Origin of the sequence: Janthinobacterium sp. BJB446 (genome assembly GCF_002735655.1) — a bacterium.
GTDB lineage: Bacteria > Pseudomonadota > Gammaproteobacteria > Burkholderiales > Burkholderiaceae_D > Janthinobacterium > Janthinobacterium lividum.
On the sequence record NZ_PDZK01000002.1, the window covers coordinates 121,212 to 143,551 of the forward strand.

The 22,340-nt window shown below is 60.5% G+C and carries 22 protein-coding genes, 1 tRNA gene and 2 pseudogenes; 10 read left to right on the forward strand and 15 right to left on the reverse strand.

What is annotated here, in order from left to right:
- Positions 1-109 precede the first annotated feature (109 nt).
- A complete protein-coding gene (locus CSQ92_RS16225; protein WP_099394779.1) occupies positions 110-1,663 on the reverse strand; it encodes a DEAD/DEAH box helicase in 1,554 nt (517 codons plus the stop codon).
- Positions 1,664-2,038: 375 nt separating this feature from the next.
- Here CSQ92_RS16225 and CSQ92_RS16230 point away from each other — a divergent pair, with 375 nt between their 5' ends.
- Positions 2,039-2,257, forward strand: coding sequence for an oxidoreductase-like domain-containing protein (locus CSQ92_RS16230; RefSeq protein ID WP_099394780.1), 219 nt, complete (start codon positions 2,039-2,041; stop codon positions 2,255-2,257).
- On the opposite strand, the gene CSQ92_RS16235 is transcribed toward CSQ92_RS16230, so the two are convergent.
- A complete protein-coding gene (locus tag CSQ92_RS16235) occupies positions 2,258-3,943 on the reverse strand; it encodes a methyl-accepting chemotaxis protein (protein ID WP_099394781.1) in 1,686 nt (561 codons plus the stop codon).
- Between the two features lie 548 nt (positions 3,944-4,491).
- Between CSQ92_RS16235 and CSQ92_RS16240 the strand changes: the two genes are divergently transcribed.
- Positions 4,492-5,211, forward strand: coding sequence for a Crp/Fnr family transcriptional regulator (locus CSQ92_RS16240; RefSeq protein ID WP_099394782.1), 720 nt, complete (start codon positions 4,492-4,494; stop codon positions 5,209-5,211).
- Positions 5,212-5,279: 68 nt separating this feature from the next.
- Positions 5,280-5,885, forward strand: a complete 606-nt coding sequence (locus tag CSQ92_RS16245; RefSeq protein ID WP_099394783.1) for a glutathione S-transferase — start codon at positions 5,280-5,282, stop codon at positions 5,883-5,885.
- Between the two features lie 11 nt (positions 5,886-5,896).
- Here the strand turns inward: CSQ92_RS16245 and CSQ92_RS16250 are convergent, their stop codons facing one another.
- Positions 5,897-6,313 carry a GFA family protein gene (locus tag CSQ92_RS16250; RefSeq protein WP_070254309.1) on the reverse strand — a complete coding sequence of 139 codons (417 nt, stop codon included), beginning with the start codon at positions 6,311-6,313 and terminating at the stop codon, positions 5,897-5,899.
- Positions 6,314-6,433: 120 nt separating this feature from the next.
- Between CSQ92_RS16250 and CSQ92_RS16255 the strand changes: the two genes are divergently transcribed.
- From CSQ92_RS16255 to CSQ92_RS16270, 4 genes are all read left to right on the forward strand, one after another.
- Positions 6,434-6,925 (forward strand): DUF4265 domain-containing protein, encoded by a 492-nt coding sequence (locus CSQ92_RS16255; protein ID WP_034779835.1) that lies wholly within the window; start codon positions 6,434-6,436, stop codon positions 6,923-6,925.
- Positions 6,926-7,068: 143 nt separating this feature from the next.
- Entirely contained in the window at positions 7,069-7,353 is a 285-nt protein-coding gene (locus tag CSQ92_RS16260; protein WP_099394784.1) for a hypothetical protein, read from the forward strand.
- Between the two features lie 115 nt (positions 7,354-7,468).
- Complete coding sequence (locus tag CSQ92_RS16265) at positions 7,469-8,182, forward strand: YjjG family noncanonical pyrimidine nucleotidase (protein ID WP_099394785.1); 714 nt, start codon at positions 7,469-7,471, stop codon at positions 8,180-8,182.
- A 96-nt stretch (positions 8,183-8,278) separates the two neighbouring features.
- The gene (locus CSQ92_RS16270) at positions 8,279-8,755 is read left to right on the forward strand and encodes a DUF2726 domain-containing protein (RefSeq protein WP_099394786.1); all 477 of its coding nucleotides are present in this window, start codon (positions 8,279-8,281) and stop codon (positions 8,753-8,755) included.
- Between the two features lie 16 nt (positions 8,756-8,771).
- Here the strand turns inward: CSQ92_RS16270 and CSQ92_RS16275 are convergent, their stop codons facing one another.
- The 3 genes and pseudogenes from CSQ92_RS16275 to CSQ92_RS16285 form a co-directional block, all read right to left on the reverse strand.
- Entirely contained in the window at positions 8,772-9,107 is a 336-nt protein-coding gene (locus tag CSQ92_RS16275) for an FKBP-type peptidyl-prolyl cis-trans isomerase (RefSeq protein ID WP_099394787.1), read from the reverse strand.
- Between the two features lie 209 nt (positions 9,108-9,316).
- Positions 9,317-9,781, reverse strand: a complete 465-nt coding sequence (locus tag CSQ92_RS16280; RefSeq protein ID WP_099394788.1) for a hypothetical protein — start codon at positions 9,779-9,781, stop codon at positions 9,317-9,319.
- 98 nt (positions 9,782-9,879) lie between these two features.
- Positions 9,880-10,110 (reverse strand): annotated as a pseudogene (locus CSQ92_RS16285) (tyrosine-type recombinase/integrase); the annotation flags it as partial.
- A 135-nt stretch (positions 10,111-10,245) separates the two neighbouring features.
- Here CSQ92_RS16285 and CSQ92_RS29420 point away from each other — a divergent pair.
- Positions 10,246-10,575, forward strand: a pseudogene (locus CSQ92_RS29420) (IS21 family transposase); the annotation flags it as partial.
- Positions 10,576-10,819: 244 nt separating this feature from the next.
- On the opposite strand, the gene CSQ92_RS16295 reads toward CSQ92_RS29420, so the two are convergent.
- The 8 genes from CSQ92_RS16295 to ybiB all read right to left on the reverse strand — a co-directional run bounded on the left by CSQ92_RS16295 (position 10,820) and on the right by ybiB (position 19,684).
- A tRNA-Ile gene (locus CSQ92_RS16295) sits at positions 10,820-10,898 on the reverse strand.
- Positions 10,899-11,006: 108 nt separating this feature from the next.
- Positions 11,007-13,247: an RNA polymerase sigma factor RpoD gene (rpoD, locus tag CSQ92_RS16300; protein ID WP_034779848.1), complete on the reverse strand. Its 2,241-nt coding sequence runs from the start codon at positions 13,245-13,247 to the stop codon at positions 11,007-11,009.
- A gap of 465 nt (positions 13,248-13,712) precedes the next feature.
- Positions 13,713-15,509: a DNA primase gene (gene dnaG / locus CSQ92_RS16305; RefSeq protein ID WP_070254315.1), complete on the reverse strand. Its 1,797-nt coding sequence runs from the start codon at positions 15,507-15,509 to the stop codon at positions 13,713-13,715.
- A 130-nt stretch (positions 15,510-15,639) separates the two neighbouring features.
- Complete coding sequence (locus CSQ92_RS16310) at positions 15,640-16,092, reverse strand: GatB/YqeY domain-containing protein (protein ID WP_034746974.1); 453 nt, start codon at positions 16,090-16,092, stop codon at positions 15,640-15,642.
- Between the two features lie 193 nt (positions 16,093-16,285).
- Positions 16,286-16,498 carry a 30S ribosomal protein S21 gene (gene rpsU, locus CSQ92_RS16315; protein ID WP_008451879.1) on the reverse strand — a complete coding sequence of 71 codons (213 nt, stop codon included), beginning with the start codon at positions 16,496-16,498 and terminating at the stop codon, positions 16,286-16,288.
- Positions 16,499-16,653: 155 nt separating this feature from the next.
- Positions 16,654-17,259, reverse strand: coding sequence for an FxDxF family PEP-CTERM protein (locus CSQ92_RS16320; protein WP_092608033.1), 606 nt, complete (start codon positions 17,257-17,259; stop codon positions 16,654-16,656).
- 161 nt (positions 17,260-17,420) lie between these two features.
- The gene (locus CSQ92_RS16325) at positions 17,421-18,635 is read right to left on the reverse strand and encodes an NAD(P)/FAD-dependent oxidoreductase (protein WP_070254317.1); all 1,215 of its coding nucleotides are present in this window, start codon (positions 18,633-18,635) and stop codon (positions 17,421-17,423) included.
- A gap of 56 nt (positions 18,636-18,691) precedes the next feature.
- Positions 18,692-19,684 (reverse strand): DNA-binding protein YbiB, encoded by a 993-nt coding sequence (gene ybiB, locus CSQ92_RS16330; RefSeq protein WP_099394790.1) that lies wholly within the window; start codon positions 19,682-19,684, stop codon positions 18,692-18,694.
- A 155-nt stretch (positions 19,685-19,839) separates the two neighbouring features.
- On the opposite strand from ybiB, the gene CSQ92_RS16335 reads away from it, so the two are divergent.
- Both CSQ92_RS16335 and CSQ92_RS16340 read left to right on the forward strand, forming a co-directional pair.
- Positions 19,840-20,517 carry a hypothetical protein gene (locus CSQ92_RS16335; protein ID WP_143450376.1) on the forward strand — a complete coding sequence of 226 codons (678 nt, stop codon included), beginning with the start codon at positions 19,840-19,842 and terminating at the stop codon, positions 20,515-20,517.
- Between the two features lie 144 nt (positions 20,518-20,661).
- Positions 20,662-21,723: a 3-deoxy-7-phosphoheptulonate synthase gene (locus tag CSQ92_RS16340; RefSeq protein ID WP_099394792.1), complete on the forward strand. Its 1,062-nt coding sequence runs from the start codon at positions 20,662-20,664 to the stop codon at positions 21,721-21,723.
- A 126-nt stretch (positions 21,724-21,849) separates the two neighbouring features.
- Here the strand turns inward: CSQ92_RS16340 and CSQ92_RS16345 are convergent, their stop codons facing one another.
- On the reverse strand, positions 21,850-22,257 hold the full coding sequence (locus CSQ92_RS16345) for a nitrite reductase (NAD(P)H) small subunit (protein ID WP_034779878.1): 408 nt from the start codon (positions 22,255-22,257) through the stop codon (positions 21,850-21,852).
- Positions 22,258-22,340: the final 83 nt, after the last annotated feature.

Below are 22,340 nucleotides of genomic sequence, written 5' to 3' on the forward strand. Positions count from 1 at the left end.
AGCCCGCCTTGGCGGGCGGGCATCTCTTCCATACTGGAAGGCGGCAAGTACTATCCGATATCAACACCATGGAGAAGGACTTGCGCCGTCCATCCTTTCTCACACAATATTATTGCTTCAGCAAACCACCCAGCAACGCAGCCACCTTCTGCTTCGGCTTGGCCGCGACAGGCGCCATGCTGGCGGCAGCCGGGGCTGCTGCCTTGGCGGGCTCATATGGCTTCAGGAACCAGGGATCGGCCTTTTCGCGGCGGGCGCCAGGACCAAAGGCGGGACGCGCACCGCGCTCGGCGGAACGACTGTCGCGGCTGCTGTCGCCAGCATGGCGGCTCTCCGGGGCACGCGCGGGACGCGCCTCGCCACCTTCGCTGCGGCGCGGCGGACGGCGCTCGCTGTCGCTGCTGCGGGCGGGCGCGGGGTTGAAGCCCGTCAATTCACCACGCTTGATGCTTTGCTTGATGAGTTTCTCGATGTCGGCCAGCAAGCGCTCGTCTTTATCCGAGTAGATCGAAATGGCGTCGCCCGAGGCGCCGGCGCGGCCCGTGCGGCCGATGCGGTGCACATAATCTTCCGCGTTGTACGGCAAGTCGAAGTTGATGACGCAAGGCAAATCGGAAATATCCAGGCCGCGCGCCGCCACGTCGGTGGCGACCAGCACGTCGATCTCGCCCTTCTTGAACGCTTCCAGCGCCGCCATGCGCTCCTGCTGGCTCTTGTCGCCGTGAATCGCCGTGGCGCTCATGCCTTCCTGTTCCAGCACGCGGGCCAGGCGCGAGGCGCCGATCTTGGTATTCGAGAATACGATGACCTGCTTCAGGTCGCGTTGGCGCAGAAGATGGGCGACCAGGGCATGCTTCTGGTCTTCCGTCACTTTATAGACCACTTGCGTGACCTTGTCGGCCGTCTGGTTGCTGCGCGCCACTTCGATCGTCAGCGGATCGTTAAGGAACGTGGCAGCCAGCTTCTTGATTTCTGGCGAGAACGTGGCCGAGAACATCAGGTTCTGGCGCTGTTTCGGCAGCAAGTTGATGATGCGCTGCAAGTCCGGCAGGAAGCCCATGTCCAGCATGCGGTCAGCCTCATCCATGACCAGCATCTGCACCTGGCTCAGGCTGATGTTCTTTTGCTCGATATGGTCGAGCAAGCGGCCCGGCGTGGCGATGACGATTTCCACGCCGCCACGCAGGATGACGGTTTGCGGCTTCATGTCCATGCCGCCGAAGACGACGGTCGAGCGCAGCGGCGTGTGCTTGGCGTAAGCCTTGACGTTTTCGGCCACCTGCACCGCCAGCTCACGGGTCGGCGTCAGGATCAGCGCGCGCACCGGGTGGCGTGCCGGCGACATGCTGCTGCTGGCATGCGCCATCAGCAACTGGATGATCGGCAAGGAAAAACCGGCCGTCTTGCCGGTGCCCGTTTGCGCGGCACCCATCACATCGCGGCCTTGCAGCACCACGGGGATCGCTTGTTCCTGGATCGGTGTCGGATGGGTGTAGCCCTGGTCGGTCAGTGCGCGCTGGATTTCAGGCGCAAGGCCAAAGTCGGCAAAGGTCAGGCTGGGAGCAGCGGATACGGCAGGTGCTGGTGCAGGCGCAGCGGCGACGGGCGCCGCCTCAGGGGCAATCGCCGGGCTGGGCGTAGGAGTCGATTCGGTTTCAGACATAAATTTTCTGGTGTGCCTCCGCACTGCGGAAGCCATGCTTTCTCAATAAACAACATTTCGGGGCACAGGCAGCTCCGTCTTGCAAGCCATGGATCATTGTTCTTGCGGCACCTCCGTGCTCCGGGACATGCTGTAGGGCGTATGCGGGAGCGTCGAAGAGATGTGCTGCGATGGCGGCGGAGATCGCGCCGGCGGAACATCGCGCGCAGAAGATACAATATCAGTGCTGTAAACGATACCCTAATTCACCGCAACTGTACACGGAAACCGTGATTTTTGAGCAAAAAGCGTTCCAGCAACGGCACGCCGGGATGCCGTATGATGGCAACTGCGATGCCAGCTCCGATGCCTCTTCCGCCGCCCCCTGCCCTCACCATGCCCACCCCGCCTTTACCCCACGATCCGCAACCGCAAGCGCCCAGCAAACCGGGCAATGACGAGTGTTGCCACAGCGGTTGCACCTTTTGCGTACTGGAAATGTACCAGGAAGACCTGGCCGCCTACGAAGAGGCCCTGAGGGCGTGGCAACAGCGCCAGCAAGCCGCTACCGCGCCCACCACTAAGGGCGTCAAAAAACCGCGCAAGCGCGCTTAATCAAAAGCTTTCCCACTCATCCACTGGCGCCGTGCGACGCGCCGTGTCGGCCAATTGACGCGGCGCCGCTGCCGGCGTCACGGCGGCCGGCGCCTTGACGAGGACTGGCGCGCGCGGCCGGGTTGCGGCGGCACTGGCCACGTCGAGCTTGAAGATGCTGACCACGTCACTCAGGCTGGCGGCCTGCTCCTGCATCGATTCGGCCGCTGCCGCCGCCTCTTCCACCAGGGCCGCATTTTGCTGCGTCACCTGGTCCATCTGGGCAATCGCCTGGTTAACCTGCTCGATACCAGCGCTCTGCTCGCTGCTGGCGGCCGTGATCTCGCTCATGATATCCGTCACGCGGGTAATGCTGGCCACGATGTCATCCATCGTGCGGCCCGCCTGATCCACCAGTTTTGACCCCGCCTCGACTTTCTCGACCGAATCGCCGATCAAGACCTTGATATCCTTGGCCGCGGCGGCCGAGCGTTGCGCCAGATTGCGCACTTCCGTGGCCACGACGGCAAAGCCGCGTCCCTGCTCGCCTGCGCGCGCCGCCTCGACGGCTGCATTCAGGGCCAGGATATTGGTCTGGAAAGCAATGCCATCGATGACGGCGATGATGTCGACGATCTTGCGCGACGAGGCATTGATCGACGCCATCGTGCCCACCACTTCGCCGACAACCTTGCCGCCCTCGATGGCGATGCTCGACGAGGTCAGCGCCATGGTGTTGGCCTGGCGCGCATTGTCCGCATTCTGCTTCACGGTCGAAGTCAGTTCCTCCATCGACGAAGCCGTCTCTTCCAGCGAACTGGCCTGCTCTTCCGTGCGCGACGACAAATCCTGGTTGCCGGCGGCAATCTGGCTCGACGCCGTGGCAATCGTATCGGTGCCGCTGCGCACCTGGCCCACCAGCTTTTGCAAGCTGGCATTCATGTCTTTCAGGGCTTGCATCAATTGCCCCGTTTCGTCTTGCGATTGCACAACGATATGCGCCGTCAAATCGCCAGCCGCCACCTGGCGCGCCACGCCGACGGCCTCGATCAGCGGACGCGCCACGCTGCGCGCCACCCACAGCGCCAGCAGCATGCCGATGACGACGCTGCCCACCAGCAAGCCGATCAGGCTGGCACGCGAGGCCGCATACGTTGCATCAGCGCTGGCGCTCGAGCGCACGCCGCCATCCGTGTTAATCGACACCAGCTTATCGAGGGTCACCATCATGTCCGCCATGACCTTGGCGGACGGCCCCACGGCCAGGGCGCGCGCCTCTTCCTTCTTCATCTCGCGCGACAGGCTCAGCATGGTTGCATGCAGGCGCATGAATTCATCGTTGAGCGCCAGGAAGCGCTCGAATACTTGCTGCTCGCCCGGTTCGGAAATCAGGCTGCGGTACTTATCGCCGTCCACCTTCAGCTTGGCCTGGGTTTCCGTCATGCGCGTTTCGTTCTGCGCCATGTCGGCATCCTGCGCGGCCAGCATGTGCGCCAGTTCCCAGCGGCGGAAATCGCTGACATCGCTGCGCATGGACATGGCCGCCAGCACACTGGGCATCCAGTTGGCGGACAGGTCCGTCGACGCGGTATTGATGCGCGCCATGGAAAAGATCGCCGACACGCCCAGCGCGGCCGTCAACAGCAGCACGGCGCCAAACGACAAGATCAGCTTGGTGGCAATTTTCAGATCAAAAAACCATTTCATGCGTTGCGTTCCTTCATTAGACGGGTAAACGGGACAAGATGGCCGCGCTCCGGCAAATGCACGGCGCGGGCAGTGAGGGCAGGCTGCAGCGGAAGTAAACAGTGATGGAGGACAAGGACAGCAGCGCATCCCGAAACACCAGTCGAATTTCCGCAGCGCAACATCTTATCACCGTCGTACTGCAGTGCAGAGGGGTTTGATCAAGGTATGCGGCCAAAGTTCACGGGTAGCGGGCAAGGCGGCGTATTTTTTCCAGGCAACGTTGTTTCTACAGGGAAAAATGCAGCAGCAGGCGTAGGAGTCGGATGACACGAGGCAATGTTCCTAGCCTACATAAGCGCGTCGGCTCATCCGATGCCCGTCCGCGGCCCCTGGTCCTATAGTGGATACAAGATTCAGCACAACGCTAGCAAGCCAGAAAAGCAGCGCCATCCAACAAAATCAGAAGACGAGGCCCTACCATGTACAAAGCTTATAGCAACCTGACCCCAGCAACGAATAACCACGCCGCCGCCCAGCACAACTGGCAAGCTGCTCCCGCCACCCCGATGATCAGCATCACGGGCGCACAACAGAACGAATTGCTGCGCGCCTTGTCGCGCACCGATCTGGAGCGCCTGTTCTGCCAACTGGAATTGGTCGCTTTGCCTGCGGGCAAGCACCTGTTCGATTGCGGCGGCAAGATTGAACACACGTACTTCCCCACCAACGCCATCGTTTCCCTGTTGTATGTGATGGAAGACGGCGCCACCACCGAGATCGCCGTCATCGGCCGCGAAGGCGTGGCTGGCGTGGTGCTGTACGAAGCCGAGCGCGCCACCTGCACGGCCATCGTGCAGACGGCCGGCTACGGCTATCGCTTGAAAACAGCCTTCCTGCGCGAAGTGTTCGATGAAGGCGGCGCGCTGGCACAATTGCTGATGCGCTACACCAGCGCCATGTTCGCGCAAATGGCACAGAACGTGGTGGGCGGCCGTCATTGCAGCATCGAGCAAAAACTGTGCCGCTGGCTGCTGGACCGCCTCGACCGTTCACTGTCGAACGAACTGAAGGTGACGCAAGACACCATGGCCAACATGCTGGGCGTGCGCCGCGAAAGCGTCACCGTCACCGCCCGCAAACTGCAGGACGAAGGCTTGATCCAGTACCGCCGCGGCACGGTCGAAGTGCTCGACCGCGAAGGCCTGGAAGCGGCCGCCGGCAATTGCTACAAGGCAGCGCGCGCCGGTTTCGAACAATTCCGCAGCGGCATCAGCGCACACAATTAAGCACGACGCTGGCAAACGGGCAGGCAAGCGGGTATCGTAGATATTCCTGACTACCCCGGAGACTGGCCATGAAACTGATCGGCATGCTCGACTCGCCCTATGTGCGCAGGGTCGCCATCTGTTTGCAACTGCAGGGAATTTCCTACGAGCACTTGCCGCTATCCGTGTTCCGCAACATGGATGCCGTGCGCGAGATCAACCCCGTCATCAAGGTGCCGACCCTGGTACTGGACGACGGGCAAGTGCTGATGGATTCCACCTTGATACTCCACTATCTATCGCTGCTGCGTCCGGGCACCGCCGTCCCCGCCCTCGCCGACAGCGTGCGCGCGCTGCGCCTGACGGGCCTCGCGCTGGCCGCCTATGAAAAAGCCGTGCAAATCGTCTACGAACGCAAGCTGCGTCCGCTCGACAAGCAACATGCGCCGTGGCTGGAACGGGTCAGCATGCAGCTGCATGCCGCCTGGAACGCGCTGGAACAGGAATGCGCGCACCTGCCCCTGCCTGGCGAGACTGGCAGTATCGACCAGGCGGGCGTGACCATCGCCGTCGGCTGGAGCTTCGCCCAGCTGGAAACGCCCGATATCGTTAAACCCAGCGATTACCCGGCCATCCACGCCTACACGCGCTCGGCGGAAACCTTGCCCGCCTTCCTGGCCACGCCGCCAGTTTGACGCGCCGCAGGCTATTTGCCTGCGCCGCCCGGCCCGGCTACAGCGGCGGCCGGATCGAAGTGCCACCAGCCCGGCCTGACATCGTCAAACGAGTGATATTCGGGTGCAAAGGCCGCCTGGGCAGGATCGTCAAAACTGCCCACCAGCAAGGCCACCGTCGGCGCATCGTCGATGGCACCGATGGAACTGCCGCAAGCGGCACAGAAGGCCCGGCTGGAATATTCGGAAGAACGGTAGGTGGCAGGCACACCGGCCGACCCCGTCCAGCGCACTTGATCGCGCGCAAACTCCACCCACGCCACCGCCGGCGCGCCCGTGTGCTGCTGGCAATTGCGGCAGGAACAGCTGTGCGGATTGCCGCCCTCGCCTGTCACTTCGAAGCGCACGGCGCCACATAAACAGCCGCCTGTTTGCACCACATTCTCCATCGCGTCTCCTCGTTTGCAGCGTTGCGTACCCGGCCAGCCGGCACGCACCCGGTACAATATTGCCATAAACCCACCCTGGCGCAGCCCAAAGTGCGTGGCGCCGGCACTATGAAAGAATGAATGGAAGACATCAATTGCGAAGGCTTGCCGCACATCCGCGTACTGGCAGGCGAAAACACCAAGGGTCCCGTGTATGAAACCCTGCCTGCGCGCCAGATCGACGAGCACGTCTACGAACTGCTGGCCTCGCCCGGCCTGACCCTGAACCTGGCGCGCGGCGACATCGTCAACATTGCCAACCCGCTGGCCCCTGCCGAAGTACTGAAGCGCGGCGGTAACTTCTGCATCCAGATCTATGCCGACGACGTGTCGCAAGAGGCAGTGGACCAGCTCGAACGCGACGTGCAAAGCCAGTTGGGCGGCACGATGGATGGCCAGTACAAGGGCAACCTCACCTTCAGCGTACCGGGACATCACGGCATCTACAACGTCAACGGCCCCTTCGACGCCTTCCGCGAAGCGACGGGCGTCGAATGGTACTTCGCCAATATCTACGTCAACCTCGATGACGACGATGATGAAACCTTGCTCAACTGGTGGGTGGATATGTAAGCCTATCAGAACCTGCGGCAGGGCAACCATGCGGCGCTCCTCATGCGCCAGGTGCCTGGCGGCATTGAAATTTTCGGCCAATGGCGCAATCACAAACCCGGCGCCCGCGTGATCTACTTCGGCCGTTCGGCGGCGGACATCGGATGAAGCCGCTGGCATTAGCCATGGCGGCCACGACGATGCGGCCCATTGCCGCAGCGCACGTTGCCGCCGTTTCTTCCCCACAAGCGGCTCCCTCGACCTGGAACCTGCCCGCCGCCAGGCTCGACGGTGTGCGCATGCTGCCCCATCCGGCGAATCAGCCGCCGGCGAACGCCGAGGCCTTGTCTATCCCCACTCCGCCCAGCGAAGGGAGACGTGCCGGTACCGAGCGCTACCTGCGCATGGATTTGCCAAGAGTCAAACAGTGCATCGTGGCCCTTGAGTAGCGAACGAAAATGGTCAGGTTTCAGTACAAATAGACGACTCGCTAGCACTCCTCAGCGCAACCGAACTCATCGCTACGTGCTACGATGCAAGACAAGTTCCTTTCCATGACACGCCATGAAATACAAGCTATTCCTGTTTGACCTCGACGATACCCTGCTCGACTTCCGGGCATCCGAAAAACGCTCGTTCCTGCACACTATGGACGAACTGGGCTTGCGCGACGGCATCGACGCGCTGTTTTCCCAATACCAGGCGATCAACGTCGACCTGTGGAAACGTTTCGAAACGGGTGACGTGAGCAAGGATTTCCTGAAGGTGGAGCGCTTCCGCAAGACGTTTGCAATGAACGGCATCGCCATCGACCCGGAACTGGCCAGCCGGCTGTATCTGGACTCCCTGCCGGACACGGTCGTGCTCATCGATGGCGCCAAACAAGTGTGCGAAACGCTGTCGCGCATCGGCGAAGTGGGCATCATCACCAATGGCGTCGAATCCATCCAGAACCGCCGCATCGCCGCCTCCGGCCTGAGTGACTGCATCTCCTTCGTTGCCACCTCTGAAGCGTGCGGCCACGCCAAGCCGGACGTGCGCTTCTTCGAATACGCCGCCAACATGGCGCGCGCATTCAGCAAGGATACGACCATCATCATCGGCGACCGGCTGGACGCCGACATCCTCGGCGCGAACCGCTACGGCATCGACAGTTGCTGGTTCAACCCGGACAACATGGCCAATACCTCGACTGCCATCCCCACCTGTGAAGTGGCCAGCCTGCATGACATCGTGCCAATGCTGGACATGATGCAAGTCAAACTGAAACAGGCTTGATCTCCAACAAACGCATCATGTGAAATGCGCGGGAAGAAGTGCAAAAGCGGCCAGCTTCTCGCGTACCATCAGGACTACGCCCCCTGAAGCAAGTCCATGCCGAACTTCACTTTCCTGATCATTATCGTGGCGCTCGTCCTGCTTTATGTCATGCGGGTCAAGCGCCAGACGGGCAATTCCCGCAGGCCGCTAAGGCTGGAAAGAAAACCCGTCATGACGGCGCGCGAGCAACAGATGTACCACTTGCTGCAGGTAGCGTTACCGGAATGCACGGTACTGGCGCAGGTGGCTTTTTCCGCTCTGGTGACGGCAAAGGGATGGGCGAACAGAAACCGTTTCGACCGCAAGGTGGCCGATTTTGTCCTGTGCAGCCGGCAACTGAACGTCATCGCCGTCATTGAGCTCGACGACAGCAGCCACAACGGCCGCGAACGCCAGGACAGGGAACGCGACGCCATGCTCAGGCTGGCCGGCTACGTCACCTTGCGCTATGCCACCTTCCCCACGCAACAGGCGCTGCGCGCCGACATCGAGCAACTGCTGCTGAAAAAAGCGGAAGTCGTATCGGCCTGATTGCACCATCCAAACATCAATCGCGCGTCAGCACTTCCAGCAACTCAATCTCGAAGAGCAAATTGGAGTTTGGCGGAATCAAGCCCACCTGCCGCTCGCCATACGCCAGCTGCGCCGGCACCCGCAGCTTGCGCGTGCCACCGACCTGCATGCCCTGCAAACCCAGAATCCAGCCCTGGATCACCTTGTTATTGCTCAACACGCAGCGAAAAGGCTCGCCCCGCTTGTGCGACGAGTCAAACTCCGTCCCATCTTCCAGCCAGCCCCGGTAGTGGGCCGTAATCAGCGCACCACGCGCCGCCGCCTTGCCATCGCCCACGACGATATCTTCCATCTTCACTTCAGCCGTCATCTCGTTTCATCCTTCGTCAATCGCAATGCCGCGATTGTACGACAGCATGAAAAAGCCCCAGCAGTTGCCCGCCGGGGCTTGTTCTATTACTGCTAAATTCTGGTGGGCCTCCCGTGAGTCGAACACGATATCAACGGATTTTGAGACACATGATCTATCTTGCCAACATGCAAAAAACGGCTTTCGAACAGTGGATTCGTTCCAGTTTTTTATCTAGTCGTTCTGCGCTGGACGACGGTCTCATTCAAGATGCGAGTATTAATTTTCTCTTTCCAAGATTTCTGAGCAACACTTAAATTTCTCTTCCTAGCGGTTTGCGTAAGGAAAGCTAACTCCTTCTCAAAAAGAAACCCCTTACTTTCCGCATATTCAATAACAGCTAAATTTGCATTTGCAGTAGGGTTAGCCTTAATTTTCTTAAGACCAGAAAATAATGTACCCGTATCTATTTCCATGAAACGATTGACGCACACGTTTCCTACATACGTCTGATTACCCGTAACGGTATTTCTGATGTAGCAATGCTCTTTAATATCCTTGCCGCACGGACATGAATCGAACTCATCACTAACTTCCACTGAGTCGAGCCGCCACTCTAAGCGAGCTTGTTCAAATACCTGGGAGTGTGAGAGCGGTAAGATATGATCTCGCAAACGTTCAAAATTATGAGTCATTTTTTTCCTTAAAACAAAAATGCATTAAAGACAAATTATCACAACCAGGAAATTAAAAATGTTGTTTGAAAACAAAATAACACAACCAATAAAACACATCAAGTAGCAATCATAAGCACCGGCAAGTTTGCCGCATGCGTGGCCAGATGCCCAGCTGAGAAATGCGCATAGCGTCGAACCATTTGGGCTGATTTCCAACCTCCCAACTCCTGCAAAGCATGCAATGGTGTACCACGTTGCAAATGCCAGCTTGTCCATGTATGGCGCAAATCATGCCACCTAAATTCTTCAATATCACAACGTTTTAACGCCTTGTACCATGCGGCTGTAGCGGCAGAAATACAGGCTGACCGTTACATATTGATTTGCATCGAAATCTGACCCACTTCACCGCATAATTTGCACACGAAACTGACCCACGTATAAGACACAATCCTGCTCATAACATTGAGTGGGGAATTGGAGTGATCGACGTGGCATTACTAGGCATTATTCGACGCTGGCACATTCGCGACCAGGTCCCTTTGAGAGAGATAGTCAGGCGTTTAGGCATCTCTAGAAACACCGTCCGACGCTATCTGCGATCAGAAACCGTTGAACCGACTTACTCAGAGCGGCGCTCTACCCGCGCCATCGATAAGTACGCGTTCCAGCTTTCTGCGCTCTTGAAGACCGAAGCGGCGCGATCACGCAAGCAGCGGCGTACGCTGAAACAGATCCATGAAGACTTGAAGGAATTGGGATTCGAGGGGTCTTACGATAGGGTCGCGGCGTTCGCCAGAACCTGGAGGGAGGGTCAAACTGAGAGGGTCAATCCGGCCAGCAAACGAACAGTCCAACGCTGGCGATGTCCAAGTTGTGGGGACTGCCAAACTCAACGCTGGTGAAGTATGTGAAGGGGGAGCGTATGCCAGACTTCAATACGGCCCTGAAGATCGTAAAAGAAGCTGGCGTAGACCCTGCCGTGGCCTTTGAGGCGCAGGCAGAAGAAGAACGCAACCACAAATCGAAAAATTTCAAATTGCAGTTGCAAGATAATGGTGGGCCTCCCGTGAGTCGAACACGGCACCAACGGATTATGAGTCCGCTGCTCTAACCAAGCATGAGCTAGAGGCCCGGGGACTGCGGCGTGGCGGCGCTGTTGAAGCCCGCCTCGCGCGGCCGTTTTGGAAACGGACACGCGAGGATAGGGGTATCAGGGGCGCGCGTCAAGCCCTATTGGCTTCTAGTTGCCTTCCAAGAAGCTTTTCAGCTTGTCGGAGCGCGATGGGTGACGCAGCTTGCGCAGCGCCTTGGCTTCGATCTGGCGGATGCGCTCGCGCGTCACGTCAAATTGCTTGCCCACTTCTTCCAAGGTGTGGTCGGTGGACATCTCGATGCCGAAACGCATGCGCAGCACTTTCGCTTCGCGTGGCGTCAGGGAATCGAGCACGTCCTTGACGACGCCGCGCATGGAGGCGTGCAGGGCCGCGTCGGCCGGCGCCAGGGTGTTGTTGTCCTCGATGAAGTCGCCCAGGTGGGAATCGTCGTCGTCGCCGATCGGCGTTTCCATCGAGATCGGTTCCTTGGCGATTTTCATGATCTTGCGGATCTTGTCCTCGGGCATCTCCATCTTGATCGCCAGGGTGGCCGGATCGGGTTCCGCGCCCGTTTCCTGCAGGATCTGGCGGGAAATCCGGTTCATCTTGTTGATCGTCTCGATCATGTGCACGGGAATCCGGATCGTGCGCGCCTGGTCGGCGATCGAGCGCGTGATGGCCTGGCGGATCCACCAGGTCGCATACGTCGAGAACTTGTAGCCGCGGCGATACTCGAACTTGTCGACGGCCTTCATCAGGCCGATATTGCCTTCCTGGATCAGGTCGAGGAATTGCAGGCCGCGGTTCGTGTATTTCTTGGCGATCGAAATAACCAGGCGCAAGTTGGCCTCCGTCATTTCGCGCTTGGCCTTGCGCGCCTTCATTTCACCGGCCGCCATCTGGCGGTTGATGTTGCGCAAGTCCGGCAGCGGCAAGACGACCCTCGCCTGCAGGTCGATCAGGCGCTGCTGCAGTTCCTTGACGGTCGGAATGTTGCGGCCCAGGATGGCGCTGTACGCGTGTCCTGCGTTGACTTCGCCATCGACCCAGTCGAGGTTGGTTTCATTGCCCGGGAAGACCTTGATGAAGTGGGCGCGCGGCATGCCGCAGCGGTTCACAGCCACGTCGAGGATCTGCTTTTCGATATGGCGCACTTCATCGACCTGGCCGCGCAGGGTGTCGCACAGCTTTTCCACGACCTTGGCCGTGAAGCGGATGCCCAGCAACTCTTGCGAAATGGCTTCCTGCGCCTTGGCGTAGGGTTTCGAGTTGTAGCCTTCTTTCTCGAAGGCGCGGCGCATCTTGTCGAATTGCTGCGAAATGATGGCGAATTTTTCCAGCGCCGTGCGTTTCAGGGTTTCCAGCTGCTCGGCGGAGAAGCCGGCTGCGCCGGAAGCGCTCGCCTCTTCCTCTTCTTCGACTTCCTCTTCTTCCGCTTCGCCTTCTTCCTCGTCTTCTTCGACGGGAGCGGCCACGACAGGCGCGGCGGCGACCGGTTCGTTTTCATCGACGAGGCCGTCGACGATTTCGTCGATCTTGATCTCTTCGTTGGCAATGCGGTCGGCGGCGGCGATGATCTCGGCGATCGTCACGGGACAGGCGGAAATGGCCTGGATCATGTCTTTCAAGCCATCTTCGATCCGCTTGGCAATTTCGATCTCGCCTTCGCGCGTCAGCAGCTCGACCGAGCCCATCTCGCGCATGTACATGCGCACGGGATCGGTGGTGCGGCCAAAGTCGGAGTCGACGGTCGACAATGCGGCCTCGGCTGCCGCTTCCGCCTCATCATCGCTGGTGACGACGGCAACGTTATCGGACAACAACAACGTTTCCGCATCGGGCGCGTGCTCGTAGACGGCGATGCCCATGTCATTGAAGGTACCGATGATGCCTTCGATGGCTTCCGGATCGACGATGTTTTCAGGCAAGTGATCGTTGATTTCCGCATAGGTCAGGAAACCGCGCTCCTTGCCGAACTTGATCAGGGTCTTGAGTTTCTGGCGCCGGCGCTCGAGTTCTTCCTCGCTCGCTTCCGTGTCGGACGAGAAAGCGTCCTTCAGCAGCGCGCGCTCTTTCGCCTTGCGATCCTTCGCCTTGGCCTTGTCGACGGCCTTCAGTTCAGCCCGCTCGACGGCGTTCAGGGCGGCGACTTCATCATTTTCTGGCTGGAATTCTTTTGGCTTGCGGCCGCGGCGGCCCGGCACTTTTACCGACGGCAAGACATAACCGGACGTATCGATCGCCGCCAGGGTGGCGGCATCGGTGGTCTGGCTGACCACAGGCGCGCTGGTGACGCGCGCTTCTGGCCGGTCGAGCGCCTTTTCGGCTTTCGTGGTAACTTTAGTGGGCTTTACAGCCGCTTTGGATTCGGGTTTCTTGATTGGCACAGGCGCTTTCGATTACACAACGACTTGCTTTACGGTGGATTAGGATAAAGTTTGCTGCCAGTTCCCTGTCTACCTGCGGGAACCACCATCTTCGAACCTGCGGACAACGCAAATTCGACACTGTTACGTTACTTACACCTCATCGGCCACGATCCGCGGGAAGCGCAGCAATTCCTGTCCACCGGCTGTTGCCAGCCGTCTCGGCAAAAATTCCTGCATCGACCGCGTTGGGAGCGAGAGCCTGGCGCGGCTTGCCAGCGTCTGCGAGCCCTTGCCCGCAACGCCGAAAACGCCAGTTGGCCCTGGCTGCCGACACGATCCACCGCGCCGATCAAGAGCCTAACTTACTGAAAACAAATACTATTTACGAAACAGAACTAGCTTGCCAAAGCACACAATACTTAGCATTTAATTATAGCACGCGAAAAATGTTTTTCCAGTGCGCGCCATACCCTCAGAGCAAGGTTAGCGATTCACCAACTCGGCATCGCGCTCGCGCTCCAGGTCGCCTTGCTCCTGCATGATTTCGCGGTAGCGTACACCAATTTTCTCCGATGGCAAACCCGACGCGAACAATTGCTGCAATTCCGCCTTCAAGGCATTCAATTTGATCTCGCGGATGGTGCTCACCAGCCACGACAATTCGCTGTCGTAATCGGACTCCGTGCCGGCCGCGATCTCGCCGATGATCTCGTCGTATTCGCTGCCCAGCTCCTTCAACTGCTGCGCCAGCGCGGCGAAACTGCCGTGCTCGCCCAGCGCCTGGCCCACGGCCACCAGTTGCCCCAGGCTGTGCGCCGCATCGGGCCCCAGGTGCTGGAAGGCGGTGAGAGCGGCCTCGTCGATACGCATGGTCAGGGGCGGATGCGCCACCAGCATGCGCATGATCTTCAATTCCAGACCCACGGGCACAGGGCGGCCCGATTTCGGCGGCGCACGGCGCGCCACGGCAACGGGTTTCGCCAGCTCGAACAGGGCTTCGATCTCGGCCGGCGTGGACTGCGTCAACTGCGCCAGGCCGCGCACGATCTGCAGGCGCAGCGACGATGGCGCCATCAGCTGCAGCAGGGGCTTGGCGTCGAACTGCACGCGGGCGCGCCCTTCCGGTTCCGACAGATCATGCTCGCCCGACACTTCTTTCAGCAAGAATTGCGACAGCGGCATGGCTTCATGCACTTGCTGCTCGAAGCCTTCGGCGCCGAATTCGCGGATATAGCTGTCCGGATCGTGTTCCGACGGCAAGAACAGGAATTTGATGGTTTTATTGTCCGACACATGGGCCAGGCTCGCCTCCAGCGCGCGGCGGGCGGCGCGGCGGCCGGCCTTGTCGCCGTCGAAGCTGAAAATCACGTTATCGGTCTGGCGCAGCAGTTTTTGCACGTGGGTGGGCGTGCACGCCGTACCCAGGGTCGCCACCGCTTGCGGGAAACCCATCTGCGCCAGCGCCACCACGTCCATGTAGCCTTCCGTCACCAGCACATAGCCGGCGTCGCGGATGGCCTGGCGCGCCTCGAACAGCCCATATAATTCAAAACCCTTGGAAAACAAGGGGGTTTCCGGCGAGTTCAGGTATTTCGGTTCACCATGGTCGAGCACGCGGCCGCCAAAGGCGATGACCTGCCCCTTGGTATTGCGGATCGGGAACATGATGCGCTCGCGGAAACGGTCGTAGCGCTTGCGGTTATTGCCCTCTTCATCGACCTTGTCGATCACGAGACCAGCCTCGGCCAGGGCCACCACGTCGTAGTCGGGGAAGACGGAGCGCAGGTTATCCCAGCCGCCGGGCGCAAAACCCATGCCGAAGCGAGCGGCCACTTCGCCCGTCAAGCCCCGGTTCTTCAGATAGGCAATGGCTTCCGGCGCGTGGCGCAATTGCCCGCGATAATAATCGCACGCCTGCGTCATGGCGTCGGAAAGGGCCATGCTTTGCGCCTGGATCTGCGCGCGCTGGGCCGGCGGGATCTTGTCGTCCGCTTCCGGCACAACCATGCCCACGTTCTGCGCCAGGTCCTTGACGGCGTCGACAAAGCCCATGCCCGAGTATTCGATCAGGAAGCCGATCGAGGTGCCATGCGCGCCACAGCCGAAACAGTGATAGAACTGCTTGGTGGGGCTGACGGTAAAACTGGGCGATTTTTCACTGTGGAACGGGCACAAGCCCATGAAATTGGCGCCACCTTTTTTCAGTTGCACATAGCGCCCCACGACATCGACGATATCGACGCGGTTGAGCAAATCGGAAATGAAGGATTGAGGTATCACTGGCTAGGGCGGGTCTTGTTATAGGTCAGACTATACTACCGCACGCGGCCTGAGGTTGAGCCAGGTCAACGTGTGGGCTGTTAACAGGCTGCCAGCGCGATGGCTGGCAGCCCTTGCTACTATTGTATGCTTACGCTGCCGGCGTCAAGGCTTTCTTGACCAGGGCGGACACCACGGTCATGTCGGCGCGGCCCGCCAGCTTCGGCTTGACGATGGCCATGACCTTGCCCATGTCTTGCGGACCGGCGGCGCCCGAGGCGGCCACGGCGGCAGCCACTTCGGCCGCCACTTCTTCGTCGGACAGGCCGGCAGGCATGTAGCCCGTCAGGTGCACCAGCTCGGCTTTTTCGATGTCGGCCAGATCGGCACGGCCACCGGCCTCGAACTGGGTGATCGAATCCTTGCGCTGCTTGATCATCTTTTCCACGATGGCCGTCACGTGGGCGTCTGTCAATTCGATGCGCTCGTCGACTTCCTTGCGCTTGATTTCCGCCAGCAACAGGCGAATCGTGCCCAGCTTGCCCGCTTCCTTGGCGCGCATGGCGTTTTTCATGTCTTCGGTAATTTGTTCTTTCAAGCTCATGGCAATCCTCGTGTTGGTAAGTGGGGTTCGATGCTCATGTGTGAACCAAGCAGGCGGCCACAAAAGCGAAAACCCGCTGCGGCGAACCGGAGCGGGTATGCGACTCATCTGAAGTATCACTCCAGGCGAATCAAAACAAAACCCGTGGCGAACAATGCGCCGAACTACCCGGGTTGGTTCTGACTGAACAGTCTTAGAATAATTTTTTCGGCAGTTGTTGGCTGCGGATGCGTTTGTAATGACGCTTTACAGCAGCTGCCAGCTTGCGCTTGCGCTCAGCTGTTGGCTTTTCGTAGAATTCGCGAGCGCGCAATTCGGTCAGCAGACCCGTTTTTTCGATGGTGCGTTTGAAGCGACGCATTGCGACTTCGAACGGCTCGTTTTCTTTAAGGCGAATAGTGGTCATGTAAAATTCAAACCGTTGAGGTGGTGTATAGGAAGAGATAGATAGTAGCAGCTTTTAATCGGAAAGGGAAGCCCCTCCCCCACTTGCGTGCGGCATGCAGCCTGAGATTGCTGCCCGGCTGTGGTGTAAACCACGCATCCTGGCAGCAGTTTACCTCAAATGGCGCTCTTGCGGCGGCGCGCCATGAAGCCCAGCAGGCCCAAGCCCGCCAGCAGCATGGCGTACGTGCCCGGTTCCGGCACGGCGCTGACGTTCATGCTGACGCCATCGAGGAAGGCCGAGGTATCGTAGGCATTGTTCGGGTTGATGCCGGCAAAGCTCAGGGTATGGCTGCCGGCGCCGATGTTGAGCGCGTTCACGTTGAAGCTGGTCCAGCCCGTGCTGGTCACCGCGTACTGGCCCAGCAGGCTGCCATCGAGGCTGACCGTCACGGCCTGGCCCTGATCGTAGCCGGGACGCAGCGCCAGGTTGAAGGCGAACGAGTAGTCGGCGGCGCCCGAGCTGACGAAGCTTTGCGAGATCGATGCCGTATTTTGCAGGAAAGCAAAGGCGTTGCCCTCCTGCGCCACGCCATTCCACGCCGTGTAGCTGGCCGACACGCCGGCGCCGCCCGTGAAGCTCCAGCCCGGCGCCACATTGCCATAGACGTAGCCGCCACCGACGGAATTGTTTTCAAAGCCACCGTTGCTCAGCACGGGGGTGCTGGCAAAGGCGGCGCTGGTGAGTACGGTTGCTGCGACGGTGGCGATCAGGCGTTTCATGGCGACTCCAGGGCATGGTCAGGGGAATGCCTGACTAATTACCACCAGGCATGAAAAATGTCTAAAAATTAATTTACATGCCAAGTATTCAACATCACTTGATCGAAGTCAAGAACATTGTCACCAATAATCACTTGTCGCGCCAAAATGACAACTGATTATTACTGCAAGGCAATACCTGCCGCCACGCCGGAAGCCCAGGCCCACTGGAAGTTGTAGCCGCCCAGCCAGCCCGTCACGTCAACCGCTTCGCCGATGAAATACAGGCCCGGCACTTTATTGGCCATCATGGTCTGCTGCGACAGTTCGCGCGTGTCGATGCCGCCGCGCGTCACTTCCGCCTTGCGGTAGCCTTCGGAACCGTTCGGCACGATGGACCAGGCGTTGATGGCCAGCCCCAGCTTGCGCAGCTGCGCGTCGGGCATGTCGGCGATGCGCGCATCCGGCGCCAGGCCGTTGACGGCCAGCAAACAGTCGGCCAGGCGCTGCGGCAGCCATTGCGCGACGATATTGCCCAGCTGCTTCTTCAGGGTGCCCTTGCCTTCGATCAAGGTCTGCGCCACGTCCACTTCCGGCAGCAGATTGATGACGATGGGTTCGCCCGGCAGCCAGTAGCTGGAAATCTGCAGGATCGCCGGGCCCGACAGGCCGCGGTGCGTGAACAGCAAATCTTCGCGGAAACGCGCGCCCGTTGCCTTGCGGCCTTTCAGGCTGCCCGTTTCCACATCGACTTCCAGCGCGATGCCGGACAGTTCCGCGAATGGCGCCCAGCTGGCCGCATCGAACGTCAGCGGCACCAGAGCCGGACGGGGCTCGACCATCGTCAAATCGAATTGCCTGGCGATGCGGTAGGCAAAATCCGTCGCGCCGATCTTCGGGATCGACAGGCCGCCCGTGGCGATGACGATGCTGGCCGTCTCGATGTCGCCGCTATCGGTCTGCAGCACGAAGCTACCGTCATCTTGCTGGACAACATTGTCGATCTTGCACGGCATGCGCCAGTGCACGCCGCCAGCGGCGCACTCGTCCTTGAGCATGTCGATGATCTGCTCGGCCGACTCATTGCAGAATTGCTGGCCCTTGTGCTTCTCGTGGTAGCCGATGCGGTATTTTTTCACCAGCGCGAGGAAATCCTGCGGCGTGTAGCGCGACAGCGCGCTCTTGCAGAAATGCGGGTTTTCCGAGAGGAAATTTTGTGGCGTGGCGTTAATATTGGTGAAATTGCACCGTCCACCACCCGAGATGCGGATCTTTTCGGCCAGCTTGGCCGCGTGATCGATCAGCACCACGCGCTTGCCTTGCTGGGCGGCAACAGCCGCACACATCATGCCGGCCGCGCCCGCGCCGATCACTGCCACATCAAATTGTTTTGCCATAAGAATTCCGGTCACCGCTGATTACAAAGACGCCATTGTAAACTGCGGCGACGCGGCTAGCGCGGCCGTGCTGCAATCTGCCGCGATGCCATCAGGCATTGCTCCACCTGCTCGGCGATCGATGGCGGCACGGGCACCTCGCCGCGCAGCACGGCAGTGATCCAGGCGGCCGTGGTGGCCGCATCGCGCTCGGCCGGCAAATGCGGCAACTCTTCCACCAGCAACTGCTTTTCCACCAGCACCGTGCGCTCCACGCCATGGAACCAGTCGATCTGCTGCGCCTTGTTGGCGTTGGCTACCGTCTCGCCTTCCGTGCCGCGCATCAGGAATGCGTCGCCGCGTGCAGGATCAGAGGCAGTCAGGAAATATTCACCCAGCATTTCCAGGTATTCCGGATGCGTGTACGACACCAGGCGCAGGGCCGGCCCGGCGAACGGCTGCATGATTTTCACCAGGGTATGCGTGGAATTGCGCACGCCCAGCACGCGCCGCAGGGACAGCATGTGCGCCAGGCGCGGCGCCAGCGCGGCGATGGGCAGGAAGGCGGCTTCCCCGCGGGCCATGGCGGCCTCGGCTTGCGCATGGTCCGGCGAGGCGGGCACGCCCAGCGCGGCCAGCACCTCGGCCGTGGTGATGCGGCCCGGATCGCTGGTCACGCCATGCACGAGCACGGGTGCGCCCGCGCGCGCCAGCAGCAGCGCCAGCAACGCCGTCAGGTTGGCCATCTTGCGGGCGCCGTTGTAGCTGGGAATGATGATCGGGGCAAATTCGCCGGCCGGCGCGGCCAGCGGCGCGAACGATGCTTCGGCAGCGTCGAGGAAGCCGGCGATCTCATCCACGGACTCGCCCTTGATGCGCATGGATAACAAAATGCCGCCCAGTTCCAGGTCCGACACGCGGCCCTCAAGCATGGCGCGGTACAGGGTACGGGCGTCGTCGCGCGTCATGCTGCGCGCACCGTTCTTGCCGCGTCCTATTTCTTTGATGAAACGTGCAGCGGGAAATGGCTCACCGGCCACATCGGTATGGGGGATGGAAACAGTCGTCATGGCGCCAGCTTACACGGATTTTTCCCCTTGCAGAGGGGCTGAAAGACGCCATAGGCGCCAATGCAACAGTCTTTCACGCTATTTGGATGAATTGCATCACGACTGCATCCAAACGCGCCACCGCTGCGTATATGACTGCACAGGGGGGACTCATCATGGAACACGCAAGCAAAAGGGAAAGCGCCTTCGTCGGCATCGAGACGAGCAAGCTGCAGCTGAAAGCCGTGCTGCTCTCGGGCGGCGAAATGCTGTGCAAGGTGCTGGAAAACGACGTGGCCGGCTACCGCTGGCTGCGCAGCTGGCTGCAAAGGAACGACGTGCCCGTCATGGGCTTGCGCGTCTGCATGCGCCTCGATATGCCGTACAGCGAGGCGCCGGCCCGCATGCTGGCAGACATGGGCATGCTGGTCTGCGATGCCCAGCCCGCGCAGCTGGAAGAATATATCCGCAGCCATGACTTGCCCGGGGACGCGGCGCACAGCGCCGCGGTGCTGGCCCACTACTGCGAGCACAGGCGCCCTGCGCGCTGGACGCCGCCCTCGCCCGCCTATGTGGAACTACGGCTGTGGCTGCGCCGCCTGCACGCCATGGAAGGCGTGCGCCGGCAGGAATCGGCGCGCCTCGATGCGCACCTGCAGGCCGGCCAGCATGCGCTGCACGCCCTCGTGCGCCAGCAGGTCGCCTGCCTGGACGCACAGATACGCCAGCACGAAAGCGCCATCCTCGACCATGTGCGGCGCCATCCCGGCCTGCCCCGGCCGCCCGAGCTGGCCGGCAACTACCAGCGCATCGCCCGCTACACCTTTGGCGCCAGCCTGGCCGGCGGCCATTGAGCACACAGGGGGCCGGCGGCGTGCCGGCCCTGCCATAAAAACAACTGAGGCATTCCCGTTTTGGCGCCATCCCCGCCGCCAGGCCGCATTTCCGCTACACTATTGCCTCTTAAAGAACGCAATAGCGAAAGCCGAGCCAGAATCATGAATACGCCAGACATCGAAAATATCAACGTCACCTCCTTCGCGCCCATGCCGACACCGGCCGAACTGCACGCCAAGCTGCCCCTGTCGGAAAGCGCCTTCGAGACCGTCAGCCGCGGCCGCGAAGCGCTGCGCAACATCATCGACCGCAAGGAGCAGCGCCTGTTCGTCGTCGTCGGCCCGTGCTCCATCCACGACCCCGTCGCCGGCCTCGATTACGCGCGCCGCCTGAAAGCGCTGCAAGAGGAAGTCAAGGACACGATGCTGCTGGTGATGCGCGTGTATTTCGAAAAACCGCGTACCACCACGGGCTGGAAAGGCTATATCAACGATCCGTACATGGACGACTCGTTCAAGGTCAACGAAGGCATGGAAAAGGCGCGCCAGTTCCTGCTCGACGTATGCGAACTGGGCCTGCCCACCGCCACCGAAGCGCTGGACCCGATCTCGCCGCAATACCTGGGCGACCTGATCGCCTGGACCGCTATCGGCGCGCGCACCACGGAATCGCAGACACACCGCGAAATGTCGTCGGGCCTGTCGACCCCGGTCGGCTTCAAGAACGGCACCGATGGCGACATCAGCATCGCCGTCAACGCGATTCTGTCGTCGGCGCACCCGCACTCCTTCCTCGGCATTAACGGCGAAGGCAATGTGGCCATCGTGCGCACGCGCGGCAACGCGTATGGCCACGTCGTACTGCGCGGCGGCGACGGTCGTCCGAACTACGATTCGGTGTCGATCGCCATCGCCGAACAGGCACTGGCCAAGGCCAAGCTGCCGGCCAACCTGGTGGTCGACTGCTCGCACGCGAACAGCTACAAGAAGCCGGAACTGCAACCGCTGGTGATGGCCGACGTGGTCAACCAGATCCGCCAGGGCAACCGCTCGCTGGTGGGCGTGATGATCGAATCGAACATCGTTGGCGGCAACCAGAAGATTCCGCAAGACCTGTCGCAACTGACCTACGGCTGCTCCGTCACCGACGGCTGCATCGACTGGGACACGACAGCGACCATGCTGCGCGATGCGCATGCGCACCTCGTCAATCGCCCGGCGTAAAATATTACGGCCAACAATGTTGTCGGATTACGGCCCTGTGGGCCTGATCCGACCTACCCGACGGGCGCGTCAATGCGTAGGTTGGCTTAGCGCACAGCGCGTAAGCCGACACCACCAAGAGACATATCAAGCCATCTGCACATGCGGCAGCACGGCGAACGATCCCGCCAGCGCCTGTTCCGCCTTGCTGGCCGGGATATTGAGTTCATTGACATCCAGGTAGATGCGCCCGTCCATGATGCGCACGGCGTACAGGCGCGCCATGCCCTGCACGGGCGCCACCAGGCGGCCCGAATCGAGTTCGATGATCCAGCTGTTTTTCGGCCCCATCAGGTTTTTCTCCATCAGCACCCCATGCGCCAGCGGGCCGCCCAGACAAGGCACCGTGTCGAGCAAGGCATACACCGTATCGTCAGCCGCGCGGAACAGCGCCACGCCCGGCAAATCCTGCCAGGCCAGGCCCCGTTGCACCATGCGCGCGCCCGCCAGCGGCATGTCCTTCAGGCGGCAAATCATTTTCCATTGTTCCGACATCGCTAGCTCCCTTGAGAAAGGCACATGCACCTCTAAGCAAGAGCGGTGCCAGTGCCGCACAGGCGAAGAATGGCCAAAAGCCG